13 protein-coding genes are annotated in these 14,945 nt (G+C 65.1%); 3 read left to right on the top strand and 10 right to left on the bottom strand.

The annotated features are described in order from the left end of the window. Positions 1-85 precede the first annotated feature (85 nt). Positions 86-802 (bottom strand): autotransporter domain-containing protein, encoded by a 717-nt coding sequence (locus VDP74_RS04560; RefSeq protein ID WP_322998443.1) that lies wholly within the window; start codon positions 800-802, stop codon positions 86-88. A gap of 526 nt (positions 803-1,328) precedes the next feature. Here VDP74_RS04560 and VDP74_RS04555 point away from each other — a divergent pair. Next, the gene (locus VDP74_RS04555; RefSeq protein ID WP_322998442.1) at positions 1,329-1,757 is read left to right on the top strand and encodes a YchJ family protein; all 429 of its coding nucleotides are present in this window, start codon (positions 1,329-1,331) and stop codon (positions 1,755-1,757) included. Here the strand turns inward: VDP74_RS04555 and VDP74_RS04550 are convergent. From VDP74_RS04550 to VDP74_RS04535, 4 genes are all read right to left on the bottom strand, one after another. Further along, complete coding sequence (locus VDP74_RS04550; protein WP_322998441.1) at positions 1,721-3,322, bottom strand: DHA2 family efflux MFS transporter permease subunit; 1,602 nt, start codon at positions 3,320-3,322, stop codon at positions 1,721-1,723. The genes VDP74_RS04555 and VDP74_RS04550 overlap by 37 nt on opposite strands. Then, positions 3,319-4,506 carry an HlyD family efflux transporter periplasmic adaptor subunit gene (locus tag VDP74_RS04545; protein ID WP_322998440.1) on the bottom strand — a complete coding sequence of 396 codons (1,188 nt, stop codon included), beginning with the start codon at positions 4,504-4,506 and terminating at the stop codon, positions 3,319-3,321. The genes VDP74_RS04550 and VDP74_RS04545 overlap by 4 nt, the downstream gene beginning before the upstream one ends. 12 nt (positions 4,507-4,518) lie before the next feature. Then, the gene (locus tag VDP74_RS04540) at positions 4,519-5,961 is read right to left on the bottom strand and encodes an efflux transporter outer membrane subunit (protein ID WP_322998439.1); all 1,443 of its coding nucleotides are present in this window, start codon (positions 5,959-5,961) and stop codon (positions 4,519-4,521) included. Between the two features lie 109 nt (positions 5,962-6,070). Then, a complete protein-coding gene (locus tag VDP74_RS04535) occupies positions 6,071-6,610 on the bottom strand; it encodes a MarR family transcriptional regulator (protein ID WP_322998438.1) in 540 nt (179 codons plus the stop codon). Between the two features lie 42 nt (positions 6,611-6,652). Here VDP74_RS04535 and VDP74_RS04530 point away from each other — a divergent pair, with 42 nt between their 5' ends. Continuing rightward, on the top strand, positions 6,653-7,609 hold the full coding sequence (locus VDP74_RS04530; RefSeq protein ID WP_322998437.1) for a DMT family transporter: 957 nt from the start codon (positions 6,653-6,655) through the stop codon (positions 7,607-7,609). Between the two features lie 19 nt (positions 7,610-7,628). Here the strand turns inward: VDP74_RS04530 and VDP74_RS04525 are convergent, their stop codons facing one another. Then, positions 7,629-8,825: a patatin-like phospholipase family protein gene (locus VDP74_RS04525; RefSeq protein WP_322998436.1), complete on the bottom strand. Its 1,197-nt coding sequence runs from the start codon at positions 8,823-8,825 to the stop codon at positions 7,629-7,631. After that, positions 8,812-9,711, bottom strand: coding sequence for a LysR substrate-binding domain-containing protein (locus tag VDP74_RS04520; RefSeq protein ID WP_322998435.1), 900 nt, complete (start codon positions 9,709-9,711; stop codon positions 8,812-8,814). The genes VDP74_RS04525 and VDP74_RS04520 overlap by 14 nt, the downstream gene beginning before the upstream one ends. 156 nt (positions 9,712-9,867) lie before the next feature. Between VDP74_RS04520 and VDP74_RS04515 the strand changes: the two genes are divergently transcribed. Next, a complete protein-coding gene (locus tag VDP74_RS04515; RefSeq protein WP_322998434.1) occupies positions 9,868-10,935 on the top strand; it encodes a YeiH family protein in 1,068 nt (355 codons plus the stop codon). On the opposite strand, the gene VDP74_RS04510 is transcribed toward VDP74_RS04515, so the two are convergent. The 3 genes from VDP74_RS04510 to norR form a co-directional block, all read right to left on the bottom strand. Next, entirely contained in the window at positions 10,930-11,316 is a 387-nt protein-coding gene (locus tag VDP74_RS04510) for a SirB2 family protein (RefSeq protein WP_322998433.1), read from the bottom strand. The two genes, VDP74_RS04515 and VDP74_RS04510, sit on opposite strands and share 6 nt — an antisense overlap. A 112-nt stretch (positions 11,317-11,428) precedes the next feature. Beyond that, on the bottom strand, positions 11,429-13,225 hold the full coding sequence (locus VDP74_RS04505) for an ABC transporter ATP-binding protein/permease (RefSeq protein ID WP_322998432.1): 1,797 nt from the start codon (positions 13,223-13,225) through the stop codon (positions 11,429-11,431). A gap of 114 nt (positions 13,226-13,339) precedes the next feature. Beyond that, the gene (gene norR / locus VDP74_RS04500) at positions 13,340-14,911 is read right to left on the bottom strand and encodes a nitric oxide reductase transcriptional regulator NorR (RefSeq protein WP_322998431.1); all 1,572 of its coding nucleotides are present in this window, start codon (positions 14,909-14,911) and stop codon (positions 13,340-13,342) included. Positions 14,912-14,945: the final 34 nt, after the last annotated feature.

Here is a 14,945-nt window from a genome sequence, read left to right as displayed (position 1 = left end):
CGGTTGGGCAAATGTTCCAGCAAGAATTCCGGGCTCTCGAACTCTAGGGTGGCAATCCCTTGCCCGTCCACAGTCGCCTGCAGATTCAGAACCGCATCCGCACGGACGCCCCGAGATTCATGCGCCACGTGTCGCGGATTTCATAGGGCGTGATCTGCGTCACGCCCAGATTGCCTTCTCTTGTGTCTCCCGTCCGGAAGGCGCCTACATAGGCGGCCGAGACATTCAGGCTGAGCATGGCGTTTGGGGTGATGTAATGCTGGATGGCGGCGCCCAGCTGGCCTGTCGGGCCGGCCTCGGTGTGATCGGCTACGTTGCTGGCAAACGCCGACGATGGCTTCTCCCGTTCCGTCACCCCCGACAAAGTGTTGAACGTGACGCCCAGCCCCGCAGTCGCCCTGATCGTGGTTGCTTCGGACAGCGGCCAGTCGTAGGCGATATTGGCCAGGATGGTATGGCTGGTGGCGTCTCCAGAAAAGCTGGATGCTACCCCGAACCGTGGGAAATGCGCATCCCAGTCGATGTCGCCCCTGGTGTACTGATAACTGATGAATGCGGACACGGCAGGGTCGATCTGATAGCCGACGTGGCCGCCGATCCCAGTGGTGTTTCCGAATTTTACGTTTTCGACGACACCGCCGCCGGCAAAGGCGGCGCCCCCGTCTTGCGTGCTGGACGATCCGCGGGCTATGCCGCCGCTGACGTCCAATCCTGCAAAAAATCCAGGGGCCTGGGCAGCCGCCGTTGCTGGAAGAGCGGCTGCAGTGATGACGAGTATGAGCAGCGTGTTGAAGGGTGTCATGACGTTCCGTGGCCTTGTGAGTGACGCGTGTTTCCATCCTGTCTGTCCAGCTTACCTTCGCAGCCTGCGCTTCGATCAGCTAATCTAAGCAGTGTTTTGGCGGGTCGTGCCGGGCATTCACTTTTGGTAGCAGCATCCGCCTGCGGCTTGGGCAAAAATGGCGCTGCCGCAAAATAATGGAGCGATAAAGTGAAAACAAGAATCCTGCTGGCGGGCGCCGTGCTGGCTATGTTGTCTCTGCTGTCCGCGTGTGCAGTCTATACGCCCCGAGGATCCGTGGTAGTGGATCCTGGGCCGCACCATGGGTCTGGCACATTCTGCCCGCCGGGGCAGGCCAAAAAGGGGAATTGCTGAGGGCCCGGCATCTTTTGCGCTGTCGGTGCGATATGCTCCGTTACCGTTTTCAAGGCTCGGACAGATGTCGCCTCGATAGAATCGGAGTCGTTGCAATGATCAAGAGAATACGATGAAACTGCTGCTCGCCGCCGTGTCCACGGCGATCACGATGACTAGCCATCTGGCCTGAATGCCGAACACGCCTGCCATCGCCTGCCCCTGTGGCTTGCCAGTTGCCTATGACGAATGCTGTGGCCGCTGGCATCGGGGGCCCTTGCATTTGCAGGCGCCCGATGCGCAGGCCCTGATGCGGTCGCGCTACAGTGCCTACGTGCTCGATGAGATCGACTATCTATTGCAGACTTGGCATCCCACGACGTGCCCGGGTTCGCTGACACCCAATGAGCCGGGGACGAAGTGGTTGGGGTTGGAGGTGCGCCGCCACGATCGCCAGGATGCGGATCATGAAACCGTGGAATTCGTGGCGCGGGTCCGAGTCAATGGCCGCGCGGCGCGCCTGCACGAAATCAGCCGTTTCGTGCGCGAAGAAGGGCGGTGGCTGTACGTGGATGCCCAGCCTGATCAATGCGCCCCTGCGGCCGCGCCACCTCCGCCGTGATCCGCCGTTTTCGGGCGAGCCAGCCAGATCAGCCCGATCAGAATCAGGAAAATGAAGGCTGAGGCGTAGAAAAAGTCGGTGGCCGACATGGTATAGGCCTGCTGATTGATAACGCGGTCCAGCATGGCGGCGCCGTGCAGTTGGTCGATTCCAAGATTTTGCAGGCCACCCATGATGTGGTCGAAGGCCGGCTCGCCGGGGCGGGCGACTTCGGTCAGGCGGGCGTGGTGCAGGATGGCGCGATCGTCCCAGACCGTCGTGGTGATGGACGTGCCGAACGCGCCGCAGACCAGGCGAAAGAAGTTCGTCAGACCGGCGGCCGCCGGGATTCGGTCCGGGCGCAGGCCGGACAGCGAGATCGTGGTCAGCGGGATGAAGAATGTCGCCATGGCCGCGCCCTGGATGAAGGTCGGCAGCATGACGCCGAACAGGTCTACGTTGGTGTTGTACTGTGCCCGCATGTAGCTGATCAGGGAAAAAATCAGGAAGGCCACGGTGGCGATGATGCGCGGGTCGTGTCGGGCCAGCATCTTGCCCACCACGGGCGACAGGATGATGGCCAGGATGCCCACGGGTGCGGCGGCTACGCCTGCCCAGGTGGCGGTGTAGCCCATGGTGTTCTGCAGCCACAGGGGCAGCAGGACGACGGTGCCGAAGAATACCCCGTAGGCGATCGACAGGGCGATGGTGCCGGACGTGAAATTGCGCTGGGCGAACAGGGTCAGGTCCACGACCGGGTGGGCAGCCGTCAGTTCCCAGATCACGAAGTAGACGAAGGTGATGACCGAGATGATGGCCAGGATGCAGATCAGCGGACTGGCGAACCAGTCCAGGTCCTTGCCCTTGTCCAGCATGATCTGCAGGGCGCCGACCCAGACCACCAGCAGGAACAGGCCCATGCGGTCGATGGGCAGGTTGTAGCGGCGCGAGTCGCGGGATTTGTACACCTGCCAGGATGCCCAGGCGGCCAGCAGGCCGATGGGCACGTTGATGTAGAAGATCCAGGACCAGGCGTAGTTGTCGGAGATCCAGCCGCCCAGCAATGGCCCGGCGATCGGTCCCACCAGAATCGTCATGGACCAGAGCGCCAGAGCCATGCCGGCCTTGGCGCGGGGATAGCTGGCCAGCATCAGCGACTGGGACAGCGGAATCATCGGCCCGGCCACGGCGCCTTGCAGCACGCGGAAGAACACCAGGGATTCGAAGGACCACGCGAAGCCGCACAGCCAGGATGTCAGCACGAACAGCAGCGTGGCCAGGACGAACAGACGCACCTGGCCGAAGCGCTGGGTCAGCCAGCCGGTCAGGGGCACGGTGATCGCGTTGGCCACGGCAAAGGATGTGATTACCCAGGTGCCCTGAGTGGTGCTGACGCCCAGGTCGCCCGCGATCGTCGGGATCGACACGTTGGCGATCGACGAGTCCAGCACGTTCATGAAGACGGCGGCCGAGACGGCGATCGTGCCCAGGACGCGGGCAGCGCCTTCCAGGGGCGGGTGGCCGCCTTCGGGCGGCTGGGCGGTCGCGGGCGGGGCCGCGCCGTCATCCAGAGTCGTGGTGCTCATGAAGTCTGATTTTCCTGGATGATGCGCTGGATCAGGGCGTCCACCTCGGCCGGGTCGTGGTCGTAGACCGGGGTGCTCAAGGATTGGGTCGGCTCGCCAGGCGCAGCCTGGTCCGGTGTGGAGGACAGATCGACTTCCACCGTCATGGACAGGCCCACGCGCAAGGGGTGATCTTGCAGGTCCTTGGCGTCCAGGGCGATGCGCACCGGCACGCGCTGGATGACCTTGATCCAATTGCCGCTGGCGTTCTGGGCCGGCAGCAGGGCAAAGGCGCTGCCGCTGCCCGCTGACACCCCGATGACCGTGCCGTGATAGGTGACTTTGCTGCCGTACAGGTCAGACACCAGGGTGGCTTTCTGGCCTGGCTGCATGGCATGCAGCTGGTTTTCCTTGAAGTTGGCTTCGACCCACAGGCTGTGCAGCGGCACGATGGTCATCAGCGGCGTGCCCGGCTGGATGCGTTGACCCAATTGCACGGAACGCTGCGCGACCATGCCGCCTACCGGGGCCAGCACGCGGGTTCGTTGCTGCGCCAGCCAGGCCTGGCGGACCTGATCGGCAGCCTGTAGGACGTCGGGATGCGTGGCGACGGTGCTGCCGTGGGTCAGAGCCTGGTTGGTGGCCAGCTTGGCCTGGGCGACGGCCAGGCCGGCGCGCGCCTGGGCCAGGCCCGCCTGGGCGGATTTGACCGCCACCTGGGCGTGCAGCAGTTCTTCGCCGCTGACCCCGCCAGACCCGCGCAGGGCGTTGCGCCGCTGCAGGTCGTTTTGCGCCTTGTGCAGCTGGGTTTCGGCCTGTTCGACGTTGGCCTGGCCGACGGCAACGTCGGCAGCCAGGGCGTCGTTCTGTACGAAAAGTGTCTGCGTGTGGCGCACGGTCTGGGCCAGGGCGGCTTCGGCCTGGGCCAGGGCAATGTCGGTGTCGCTGCGATCCAGCGTCACCAGATGGCTGCCCTGGGCGACCGTCTGGGTGTCGTCGGCGCCGATGGCGACGACCGTGCCGGGAATCTGGGCGCTGACGGACACCAGATTGCCGTGTACATAGGCGTCGTCCGTGGACTCGTAGTGCGATGCGAAGATCATCCACCAGATCCCGTACAGCAGGGCGAGCAGGATGAAGACGCCCGTGGTGCCCCACATCAGGCGTTTGCGGGGGGAACTGGGTTTTGTGCTGGTTGCAGTCATGATGGCTAAAACTTAGTCGATGGTGGTCGAAGTCTGATGCAGGGGGGGGGCGTCCGGGTGGGCGTCGGGCTGTTCGTAGCCGCCGCCCAGGGCCGTGGCCAGCTGTACGTCCAGCACATAGGCGCGGGCGCGCAGGTCCGTCGTTTGCACGGTCTGCTTCAGCGCCTCGCTTTGCGCCAGCAGCACCTGTACGAAATTGCCCAGGCCCGCCTTGTAGCGGTCCAGCGCGACGTCATAGGCAGATGTGATGGCTTTCAAGCTGGCTTCCTGGTAGCGGATCTGTTCCTGCAGCGATCGGATCGATGTGCTGGCGTCGGCCACCTCGCGGATGGCGCCCAGGACCGTCTCGTTGTATTGCGCGATGGCTTCGTCGCGAACGGCGCGCTGCCCGGCCAATCGGGCGTTCAGGGCGCCGGCGTGGAAGATCGGCAGGGTGATCACCGGCCCGACGCTGTAGTCCTTGCTGCTGCCGCGTATCAGCTGGTCCATGCCCAGGGACAGGAAACCGGCCGCTGCCGACAGGTTCACGTTGGGCAGGAAATCGGCCTTGGCGGCGGAGACTTCAGCCCCGGCGGCCTGTGCCTGCATCCGGGCGGCGACGATGTCGGCGCGGCGCCCCAGCAACGCCAGCGGCATGTGGGCGGGGACGCCCGTCGGCAGCGCATGTTGCGTTTGCACCGGTAGCGCGGGCAATTGTTCGGACGATACTCCCAGCAGGGCGGCCAGTTGGTGGTGCAGCAGCTCGGCGTTGTTCCGGGCCTGACTGAGCTGCACCTGGGCAGAGGACACGGCGGAATCTGCCTGGTCCACATCCACCTGGATACCCAGGCCGTTCTTGTAGCGGTCACGCGTGATGTCCAGGGCTTCCTGCAGTTTGCCGACGATGGATTCAATGGCGGCAGCCTGAGCCTGGGCATCCTGCAGCTGGAAGTAGCTTTGCGCGACGGCGGATACCAGTACGGTGCGGGCTTGCTGGCTGGCGGCCTGTGCGGCGGCGGCGCGCTGTCCGGCAGCTGAGGCCAGGGCGCGTTGTTTGCCCCACAGGTCCAGGTTGAAATCCAGCTGCAGCCCCAGGCCCGTATCGCTCTGGTAAGAGCCCCCCAAGGGCGGGGGGTAGATGTAGTTTTCGCTCAGGCGTTCCCGGGTCAAGTGGTAGTTGGCATTGACCTGGGGCCATTGCACGGCGCGAGCGCCCCGGGCGGCGGCCTGAGCGACGCGCACTCGGGCCGCAGCGGCCTGCAGGGACGGGCTGGATTGCAGCGCCTGATCGATCAGGCGGTTCAGTTGTGGGTCCTGGTAGCGTGTCCACCAGTCGGTCTGGGGCCAGGCGATGGGGGTTTCTGTGCTGAGATCCAGGCGGTCGCCCGTCAGGGCTTGGACTGCTGGTGCGCCGGGATCCATGGGGGCGCAGGCCGACAGGGCCAGGACCAGAAGCAGAGGGATGAAGGGTTTCATGCTGACAAGAAGCTGAAAGTAGTTGATGTGGTCTGTATCTGACTAGACAATTATAAAGCGAAATGATGGGATGTTCCGCTCGGGAACACAGTGCGATGACAGGTTTGGATCAGGATCCGGGCGGCGTGCAGGCCTGCTGCAGGGCCTGTTCCCCGTTCTGGATCATGCGCTTCAGCAGGGCCAGCAGCATGCGGATCTCGTCTTCGGAAAAGCCCTGCAGGTGCAGGTTCAGGGCGTCGGCGATGATGGGCAGAATCTGTTCGGTCAGGGCATGGCCGGGATCGGTCAGAGAGATCTTCACTACCCGGCGGTCTTCGGGGATGCGGTCGCGGCGGACGAAGCCCTTGGTTTCCAGCCGGTCCAGCATCCGGGTCATGGCCCCGGTGTCTACGTTCATGGCGCGGGCCAGCTCGGCCGGCGTGTCGATTTTCTTGTATTCGATCAGCAGCAGCGGGCGCCATTGGTTGGCCGTCAGCCCCATCGGCAGCGTGCGCAGGTCGATCACCCGGTGCACCAGGGTGTGCAGATGCCGAATCAGCAGGCCGACGTTGCGGTCTGCGGTCAGATCGCCCGGGCTGTCGCTGTAGAAACAGCAGGACGATGTGAGGAGGCCGGCAGCATCTGGGGCGGGGTGATTGGGGGCTTGCATGTTAAAATTCTACTCCATCAATATCTGACTAGGCAACTAATCATGCAGGACGTTTCTCGCCGCCTGTTCTGGACCGGGTTCGTGTTGGCGGGGTTGGGAGCGGTGCTGTTTTCTGCCAAGGCGATCGTCGCGAAGCTGCTGTACCTGCATGGCGTCGATGCGCTGGACGTGATTGGTTTCCGCATGCTGCTGGCCCTGCCGTTTTTCGCTGTCGTGGCGCTGCATCAGGCCGGCCGCGCCCGACGCGGGCTGATTGCCCGCCTGGGCTGGCGCGACGGCGTGCGTATCTTCATTCTGGGCTTCATCGGCTACTACCTGTCCAGCTTCCTGGATTTCCTGGGCCTGCAGTACATTTCGGCCGGACTGGAACGCCTGATCCTGTTTCTTGCGCCGACCTTCGTGCTGCTGATCTCGGCCTGGTTCCTGGGCAAGACCATTTCCTCGCGCCAGTGGCTGGCCATGGCGCTGGCCTATGCCGGGGTCGCCCTGGTGTTCTGGGCCGATCTGTCCATCGCGGGCGATAACGTCATCCTGGGGTCGGCCTGTGTACTGGGGGCAGCCTTTTCCTATGCCATGTATCTGATCGGTTCGGGGGAATTGATCGAGCGGGTCACGGCCACGCGGCTGGTGGCCTACGCCATGACGGTGTCCGCCGGGGTGACGATGGCGCATTTTTTCATCGTCAAGGGTGTGGCTGGCCTGGACCAAGACTGGCCTGTATATGGCTTGTCCCTGATTCACGCGACGGTCAATACGGTGCTCCCGACCTTCATGATCATGTGGTCGGTGGCACGGATCGGCGCGCCGCTGACGGCTCAGCTGGGGTTGCTGGGGCCAGTGTCCATTCTGTTCCTGGCCTGGGCGTTCCTGGGAGAGCCCATTACCGTGCTGCAGGTGGCGGGCACAGTCCTGGTGGCTGCCGCTGCGGTCGTGCTGGGCCGGCGGCCTCGCGCACAGCCGGCTGGTCCGGCGCCCGACATCCGGCCCGGGCGGGCCTGAGACGCGGCCGGTCTGCCGATCAGGGTTTGGCAGACCCCATGCTTTCCTCGATTTCGTCGCGATGCACGTCGTGCGTGACGAATCCTGCGCTGTTGTCGGGCATGGCCAGATAGCGCGGATGCGCCAGGGTGTTGTGGATGTCTTGCAGGCCGGTGGCCCAGTGTTCCCGCATAGTGGCCGGACCGAACTGGAAGTCGCGGAAATGCTGTTCGTAGGGCTTGTCCCGGTAGATCAGATGGATGATGTTGCTGCGCGCCCCGCTGGCCAGTTCGGCGGCCTGTCGGCAGGCAGGGTCCTGGTTGCGCTGGTCTTCGGGAACGCGATCCAGCACTTCACGCAACAGTCGCTGCATCTTGCGGTGCGCCCGCATTTCCTCGGTCATCATCCGCGTGCGGCTGGAATAGCGGATATCCTGAACGCGGTCGCCGACTTCGTTCATGCTGCGCGGCACCGGGCCGCGTGCTGACCACAGGTCTACCTGAAAGACCAGGGTGTCGCGTTCGGGGCGCTGCTGCAGCACTTTGGTCAGCGGCGTGTTGGACACCAATCCGCCATCCCAATAGTATTCGCCGTCGATCTCGATGGCGGGGAAGGCCGGGGGCAGGGCGCCCGAGGCCATGAAATGTTCCGCCCGCAGGCGGATCTTGCGGTTGTCGAAGTAGGTGAAGTTGCCGGTGCGCACATTTACCGCCCCGACCGACACGTGCAGGCCGCCGTCGTTGATGCGGTCGAAATCGCACAGGGATTCCAGGGTGTCCTTCAGGGGGCGGGTATCGTAATGGCCCACGCAGCCCGGATCCAGGCTGGCGACCAGGGCGGCGGGAGGGAAGCGTGGATGGAAGAAGCCCTTTTGCCCGACCATCAGGGCGCTGCCGGCATGCAGGGCCCCCAGGAACTGGCGGGCCAGATCGTTGACCTGGAACAGGCTGTGTTCCATCAGCGCGTTGGCCCCGAGGCCAACGTAGGGCTGGCAGATGGTGTCCCAGAATTCCTGCAGGCGTCCGACGCGTTTTTCGAGCGGATTGCCAGCGATGATGGCGACGTTCAGGGCGCCGATGGAAATGCCCGCCAGCTCGGTCAGCCGGATGCCGGCTTCGTTCAGGCCTTGGTAGACCCCGGCCTGGTAGGCACCCAGGGCGCCGCCGCCTTGCAGCACCAGTGCGCGAACGTCGTAGGCCTCGTGGGCCGCTGGAGTGCGGGATTCAGTCTTGGGCATGGGTATCAACCTCCAGGGAATGCAGGAATGCTTCGATCAGCGTACCGCGATAGCGGCTGCGGTGCAGCACCAGGGACAGACGCCGGTCCAGATTCAGGAAAGGGGTGCGCAGCACCTGCAGCCGACCAGTGGCGACAGCGTCCAGCGTGGCTGCGTAGGGCAGGCAGGCGATGCCCAGGCCGGCGATGACGGCCTGCTTGATCGCTTCGATCTGGCCGAGTTCCAGCAGGATGCGGCCGGGCGGCAGGGCAGTCAGCGCCTGTTCGGTCAGACTGCGGGTGGCGGACCCGCGTTCGCGCAGGATCCAGTGGGCATCCGCGAAGTCCGAGGCCTTCAGGCGTGGGCGCCGGGCCAGCGGATGCGACGGCGCCGCACAGACGACCAGTGCGTCGCTGCGCCAGGTCAGGGTGTCCAGCCGCGCGTGGTGAACGGGGCCTTCGACACAGGCGATGTCGATGGCGTGGTCCAGCAGCATGCCGACGACTTCCCGGGTGTTGTCCACGGTGAGATGCAGCGCAATCATGGGGTGTTGGGCCACGATGGGGCCCAGAAGTTCCCCCACCAGATAGTTGCCCACGGTGTTGCTGGCGCCGATGCGCAGGGCGCCGCTCAGGGTGTCCTGGGTGCCGGGGTGGCGGCGTTGCATGTCCTGCAGGCGTTCCAGGATTTCCCGGGCCAGGGGCAGTTGTTCGGCGCCCTGGGCATTCAGGCGCAGGCGGCCGCGCTCACGGTCGAACAGGGTGCCGCCCAGTTGCCGTTCCAGTTCCGCCAGGGCCATGCTGATGGCCGGCTGCGTCAGGTGCAGCTGCTCGGCTGCGCGGCGCACGCTGCCGGTGGTGGCGACGGCGTCGAAGACCTCCAGCTGGCGGATGCTCAGGCCGATCATGATGCGGGACTCCGGTGTCTGCGGGCAGTAGTCATTGTAGGCGGCAATCGGCTAATCCATCAATTTTTTTGATTGGATTTGTCATTATTACTGAATTTATTGATTGGCTGGGTTTCCCTAGAATGCAATCGGCCCTACTTTTTCATGGATGTCTTCATGTTGCCGATCTCTGCCGTTCCCCATCCGCTGCCCGCCTCAGGTCGGGCGGCGGCTTCCAGCCCTGCCGACGGGCGGCCGCGTGCGCCGTCACGCTGGTACGGCGTCGCCCTGTCGGGCGGGCTGGCCGTGGTGGCCTGGCAGCTGGGGCGCTGGTTCCCGCTGATCGGCGGGCCGGTCATGGGGATTTTGCTGGGGATGTTGTGGCGCAACGTGCTGGGGGTCTCTCCGGTCTTCGTGCCGGGCATCGGCTACAGCAGCCGCCAGGTGCTGAAATGGTCGATCATCGGCCTGGGCTTCGGCCTCAGCCTGGGGCAGGTCGTGCAGACCGGGGCCTCGTCGCTGGCCGTGACGCTGGTGACGCTGACCACCGCCTTCGTCGCAGCGTGGCTGCTGGGCAGGTGGCTGGGCCTGACCGGCCACCTGCGCACCCTGATCGGGGTCGGGACAGCCATCTGCGGGGGGTCCGCCATCGCGGCCGTGGCCCCCATCATCAAGCCGGACGACCACGATACCGCCCTGGCGATTTCCACCATCTTCCTGTTCAACGTCGTGGCGGTGCTGGTGTTTCCGCCCCTGGGGCACTGGATGGGCCTGAGCGACGCGGGCTTTGGGCTGTGGGCGGGCACGGCCATCAACGACACGTCGTCGGTGGTGGCCGCCGGCTACAGCTACAGCACGGCGGCGGGCGACATCGCCACCATCGTCAAGCTGACCCGGGCCACCCTGATCATTCCCATCTGCATCGGCCTGGCCCTGTGGACGGCCTGGCGCGCGCGCCAGGCGGAAACCCGTGTGTCGCTGGCGCAGATCTTCCCCTGGTTCATCCTGTGGTTTCTGGCGGCCTCGGGCGTCCGGTCCCTGGGGCTGATTCCGGAATCCCTGCTGTCCTTCCTGCACCTGGGGTCGCAGTTCCTGATCATCATGGCGCTGACGGCCATCGGCCTTTCGTCCGACCTGCGTCGTATGGCGGTGGCAGGCGTGCGGCCGCTGCTGCTGGGCCTGGGCGTCTGGGCGGCGGTGTCGCTCAGCAGCCTGGCCGTGCAGTGGGGCATGGGCAGCTTATAGCATCGAGAACCAGGACCCGGAATTCTTCGTGATGGCCACGCCCACAATGTAGGCGAAGATCGCGATGGCGATCAGGGCGGCCGTCAGGCGGCCCCGGGTGGTGCGTCCGCGTTTGATGGCAATGGTGCCCACGCCGATATAGGCGACCAGCAGCACGATCTTGGTCAGGATCCAGGGCTGGTTGGGGCCGATCATGGCCGCCAGGATCACCCCGCAGACCAGCAGCACGGTATCGACCACGTGCGGCAGGATGCGCACCAGCCGGCGCTGCAACAGGGCGGATCCCGTGACCGACCAGTAGGCGCGGATCACGAACAGAATGATGCTCAGGCCGACGGCCGTCATGTGCAGGTGCTTGATGGGAAAGTAGTAATCGGTCATGGGCGAGTTCTTCGGGATTGGGTCGGATGGATCGGCGCCAGTGTAGTTGATCGTGCCGGGGGCGGTCTGTGCGCATCCAGGAGCGCGCCCGCCTGGATGCCGATGTCCTGCTTCAGTGCGCCGTGATCGGATGCAGCTGCCAGCCGCCGCCTTCGCCTTCCAGGACCAGTTCGGCCCCATGATGGCGTCGCAGGGTGCTGCGGTGGCCCACGCTGATGACCCGGGTGGTGGGCAGCTGTTCGCGCAGCAGCCGGTACATGGCGTCTTCCAGGCCCTCATCCATGGCGGACGTGGCCTCGTCCAGGAAGGCGGCGTCCGGGCGCGCGATCAGCAGGCGGCCAAAGGCCAGGCGCTGCTGCTCACCCAGCGACAGGATGCGGGTCCAGTCGTCCTCGACGTCCAGGTGGTCGCGCAGGTGGCCCAGCTGCACCAGGTCCAGGATGGCCTCGTCCTGGCCGGCCGGCACCTGGTCGACCGGCTGCGGATAGTGCAGGGCCTGGCGCAGGGTGCCCAGGGGCAGATAGGGTTTTTGCGCCAGGAACAGCGACGAGGCCTCGGGACGGATGATCTCGCCGGACCCGTATGGCCAGATGCCGGCGATGGTGCGCAGCAGTGTCGTCTTGCCCGACCCGGACGGCCCGCGCACCAGCACGGGGTGGATCGGGTCCACTTCCAGGCTCAGGTCCTTCAGCAGCGCGTGCCCGTCGGGGCGGCAGACCGTCAGGCCCTGCAGGGCCAGGCGGCTGCCGTCCTGGCGCGTGTCGGGCAGCACCATCTGGCGGGCGGCATCGATGGTGGCGTCGAAACCGGTCAGACGGTCCAGGGTTGCGCGATAGGTGGCGAAGCTGTCGTACACATTGCGAAAGAACGACAGGTTGGTCTGCAACTGGCCGAAGGCCTGGGCAGTCTGGATCAGGTCGCCCAGGCTGATCTGCTTGGAAAAGAAGCGCGCGGCCTGGATGATGAAAGGAAAGACCACGGCCGTCTGTGTGACGACGAAGTTGAAGCCCAGGAATTTCAGCGACCGGTAGATGATGTCCCAGGCATTGCCGATCACTTCGGCGAACCAATGGCGCAGGGTGCGGCCTTCGACGCGTTCGCCCCGGTAAAAGGCAATGCTCTCGGCGTACTCGCGCACTCGCACCAGGGCGTAACGGTAGTCGGCGTTCAGCTTCTCGTTCAGGAAGTTCAGGCGGATCAGCGGCTTGCCGATCCAGATCGCCAGGATGGTGGCCAGAAAGACGTAGATGAAGACCAGGAACACCATGGCCCGGGGAATTTCGTGGCCCAGCACGGTCATGGGGCCCGACAGGTGCCACAGGATCAGGGTGAAGGCGATGGTGGACACCACGGCGTTGATCAGCCCTACGGCCAGCGTCATGGACGTGCTGGCGAAGCTGGTGATGTCCTGCTGGATCCGCTGGTCCGGGTTGTCAGCCAGATGGCTGAGCGACTGCGAACGGTAGTAGGCCTGCTGTTCCATCCAGCGGCTGAGCAGGCGTTCGTTCAGCCATTCGCGCCAGTGCACGACGAAGGCCTGCTGCACATAGAAGTCGAACAGGGATCGCACCACGTGGACGGCGGCCAGCAGGGCGAACAGCAGCATGGCGGCCCAGAAGCCGGGCGCGTCCAGAGCTTGCAGGGCGCTGTACATGGTGTTGTACCAGTTGGAAAACAGCACATCCAGACGCACGGCTCCCAGGGTCAGCAGCAGGATCAGCGCCACCCCTGCCAGGGGTCGCCAATTGCGGCGCGGGGAAAAGAAGTCTGCGCTCAGCCGCCAGAACTGATCTCCCCAGCGGGTGAAGCGTCGCATTCCCCAGATGGCGGCGGCGCCGGCCAGCACGGTCAGCACATAGGCCTTGGCCAGCCACAGGCCGCTTTCGATCAGGATGTCTTGCCATGCCATGAATGTCGTGTCCTTCCAATCAGGGGGGTCGATCCGCATGCCGCGCGTGTTCCCGGCAACGGGGTGGCGTGCGAGGCATTTTAGGTTGGATGGCGAAAGATCGGAAAGGTTTCTTTAGCGAGGATGCGGCTTCATGTCCAGGCGCTTGGCCAGCTTGTGCAGGTTGCTGGCGTCCAGCCCCAGCGCCTTGGCAGCCTGGGCCCAGTTGTCATCGGCGGCGGCCAGGGCCTGGCGGATGGCCTGACGCTGGCATTCGTCCACGGTGGTTCGCAGTGGCGGGATGTCACCCAGGTCGACGGCATCCGGCGCGGCGTCGACAAGGGGCGGCGTTGCGGCACCGGGCTGCGCGGGCACGTCGTCGGCCGTTGGTGGGATGTCCAGGTCCAGCAGCGCGGCTTCGATGGTCAGCACTTGGTCGCGCGAGGCGCCCCGGCTGAGCGTCTTCAGCGCGGCGCGGCTGATGACGTGTTCCAGTTCGCGCACATTGCCCGGCCAGGGATACTGCCGCAGCGCCTGCTCGGCCTCGTAGGACAGGCGCACGCCGCGCAGTCCCAGGCGTGCGCGGTTGAATTCCAGGAAATGCCCGGCCAGGATCAGGACGTCGCGATCGCGTTCGCGCAGCGGTGGAATCGGGATGGGGTAGACCGACAGCCGGTGGTACAGGTCGGCCCGGAACAGGCCTGCCTGGGTATTGGCCTTCAGGTCGCGGTTGGTGGCGGCGATGATGCGCACATCGGTCTTGATGGTCTGGTCCGTGCCCAGGCGCTGGATTTCGCCGTTCTGCAGGACACGCAGCAGCTTGGCCTGCAGGCTGAGTGGCAGTTCGCCGACCTCGTCCAGGAACAGGGTGCCGCCCTGCGCGGCCTCGAAACGCCCAGGCCGGTCGGCCGTGGCCCCGGAGAACGCGCCCTTCACGTGGCCGAACAGCTCGCTTTCCGCCAGGGATTCGGGCAGGGCCGCGCAGTTCACCTGGATCATGGCCTGGCGGCTGCGGCGTGAATGGCGATGCAGTCGTCGGGCGAACAGTTCCTTGCCTACTCCGGTTTCGCCCAGCAACAGGATGGGCAAGTCGGAATCCGCGACCAGGTCCAGCTCGTGCAGCAGGGACTGGATGGCTTCGCTGCGGCCCAGGATCTCGGTGGTTTCTCCGATGCGCTCGATGCCTTGTTGGGATGTGCCCAGCTGGCGCAGGCGCCGGTTGTCCCGTTCCAGGTCGGTGACCCGTACGGCGGTCTGCAGCATCAGGCTCAGCTGTTGCAGCCGCGCACGGGCGGCCTCGTCGAAGGTGCCGGTGGTTAAGGCATCCAGCGTCATGATGCCCCAGGGCTGGTCTTGATGGTAGATCGGCATGCCCAGGCAATCGTGGACGGGCAAAGGGGATCCCTTGCGATCGTCCAGCAGGCCGTCGTAGGGGTCGGGCAGCAGGCTGTCGGGGTCGAACCAGGTAGGTTCAGGGCGCGACAGGATGGCTGCGAAACGAGGGTGCTGTCCCACGACGAAACGCCGGCCCAGGGCTTCGTGCGCCAGGCCCGATGCCGCCACCAGATGCAGGGTGTCGTGGTCGTCGAGCCTCAGCAATCCGACGGCATCGCAGGAAAACGCCCGCCGGATCGCCGTGGCCGCCCGCTGCAGTCGTACGCCGTCGGGCAGGTCCACCGTCAGGTCGGTCAGTAGTTGGGTTTCCATGACGGTAATTTAGACCATCCCAGGGTGATTTGTA

The sequence above is a fragment of the Castellaniella sp. genome, from assembly GCF_034674885.1.
In the GTDB taxonomy this organism is placed as follows: domain Bacteria; phylum Pseudomonadota; class Gammaproteobacteria; order Burkholderiales; family Burkholderiaceae_B; genus Castellaniella.
This window is presented reverse-complemented; position numbering and strand designations above follow the sequence as displayed.

Bases quoted from the DNA above. Each gene is read 5' to 3' on its own strand.
- VDP74_RS04540 (WP_322998439.1), bottom strand. From the start codon at position 5,961: ATGAAACCCTTCATCCCTCTGCTTCTGGTCCTGGCCCTGTCGGCCTGC.
- VDP74_RS04520 (WP_322998435.1), bottom strand. From the start codon at position 9,711: ATGATCGGCCTGAGCATCCGCCAGCTGGAGGTCTTCGACGCCGTCGCC.
- VDP74_RS04550 (WP_322998441.1), bottom strand. From the start codon at position 3,322: ATGAGCACCACGACTCTGGATGACGGCGCGGCCCCGCCCGCGACCGCC.
- VDP74_RS04525 (WP_322998436.1), bottom strand. From the start codon at position 8,825: ATGCCCAAGACTGAATCCCGCACTCCAGCGGCCCACGAGGCCTACGAC.
- VDP74_RS04505 (WP_322998432.1), bottom strand. From the start codon at position 13,225: ATGGCATGGCAAGACATCCTGATCGAAAGCGGCCTGTGGCTGGCCAAG.
- VDP74_RS04545 (WP_322998440.1), bottom strand. From the start codon at position 4,506: ATGACTGCAACCAGCACAAAACCCAGTTCCCCCCGCAAACGCCTGATG.
- VDP74_RS04510 (WP_322998433.1), bottom strand. From the start codon at position 11,316: ATGACCGATTACTACTTTCCCATCAAGCACCTGCACATGACGGCCGTC.
- VDP74_RS04555 (WP_322998442.1), top strand. From the start codon at position 1,329: ATGCCGAACACGCCTGCCATCGCCTGCCCCTGTGGCTTGCCAGTTGCC.
- VDP74_RS04515 (WP_322998434.1), top strand. From the start codon at position 9,868: ATGTTGCCGATCTCTGCCGTTCCCCATCCGCTGCCCGCCTCAGGTCGG.
- norR (WP_322998431.1), bottom strand. From the start codon at position 14,911: ATGGAAACCCAACTACTGACCGACCTGACGGTGGACCTGCCCGACGGC.
- VDP74_RS04535 (WP_322998438.1), bottom strand. From the start codon at position 6,610: ATGCAAGCCCCCAATCACCCCGCCCCAGATGCTGCCGGCCTCCTCACA.
- VDP74_RS04530 (WP_322998437.1), top strand. From the start codon at position 6,653: ATGCAGGACGTTTCTCGCCGCCTGTTCTGGACCGGGTTCGTGTTGGCG.
- VDP74_RS04560 (WP_322998443.1), bottom strand. From the start codon at position 802: ATGACACCCTTCAACACGCTGCTCATACTCGTCATCACTGCAGCCGCT.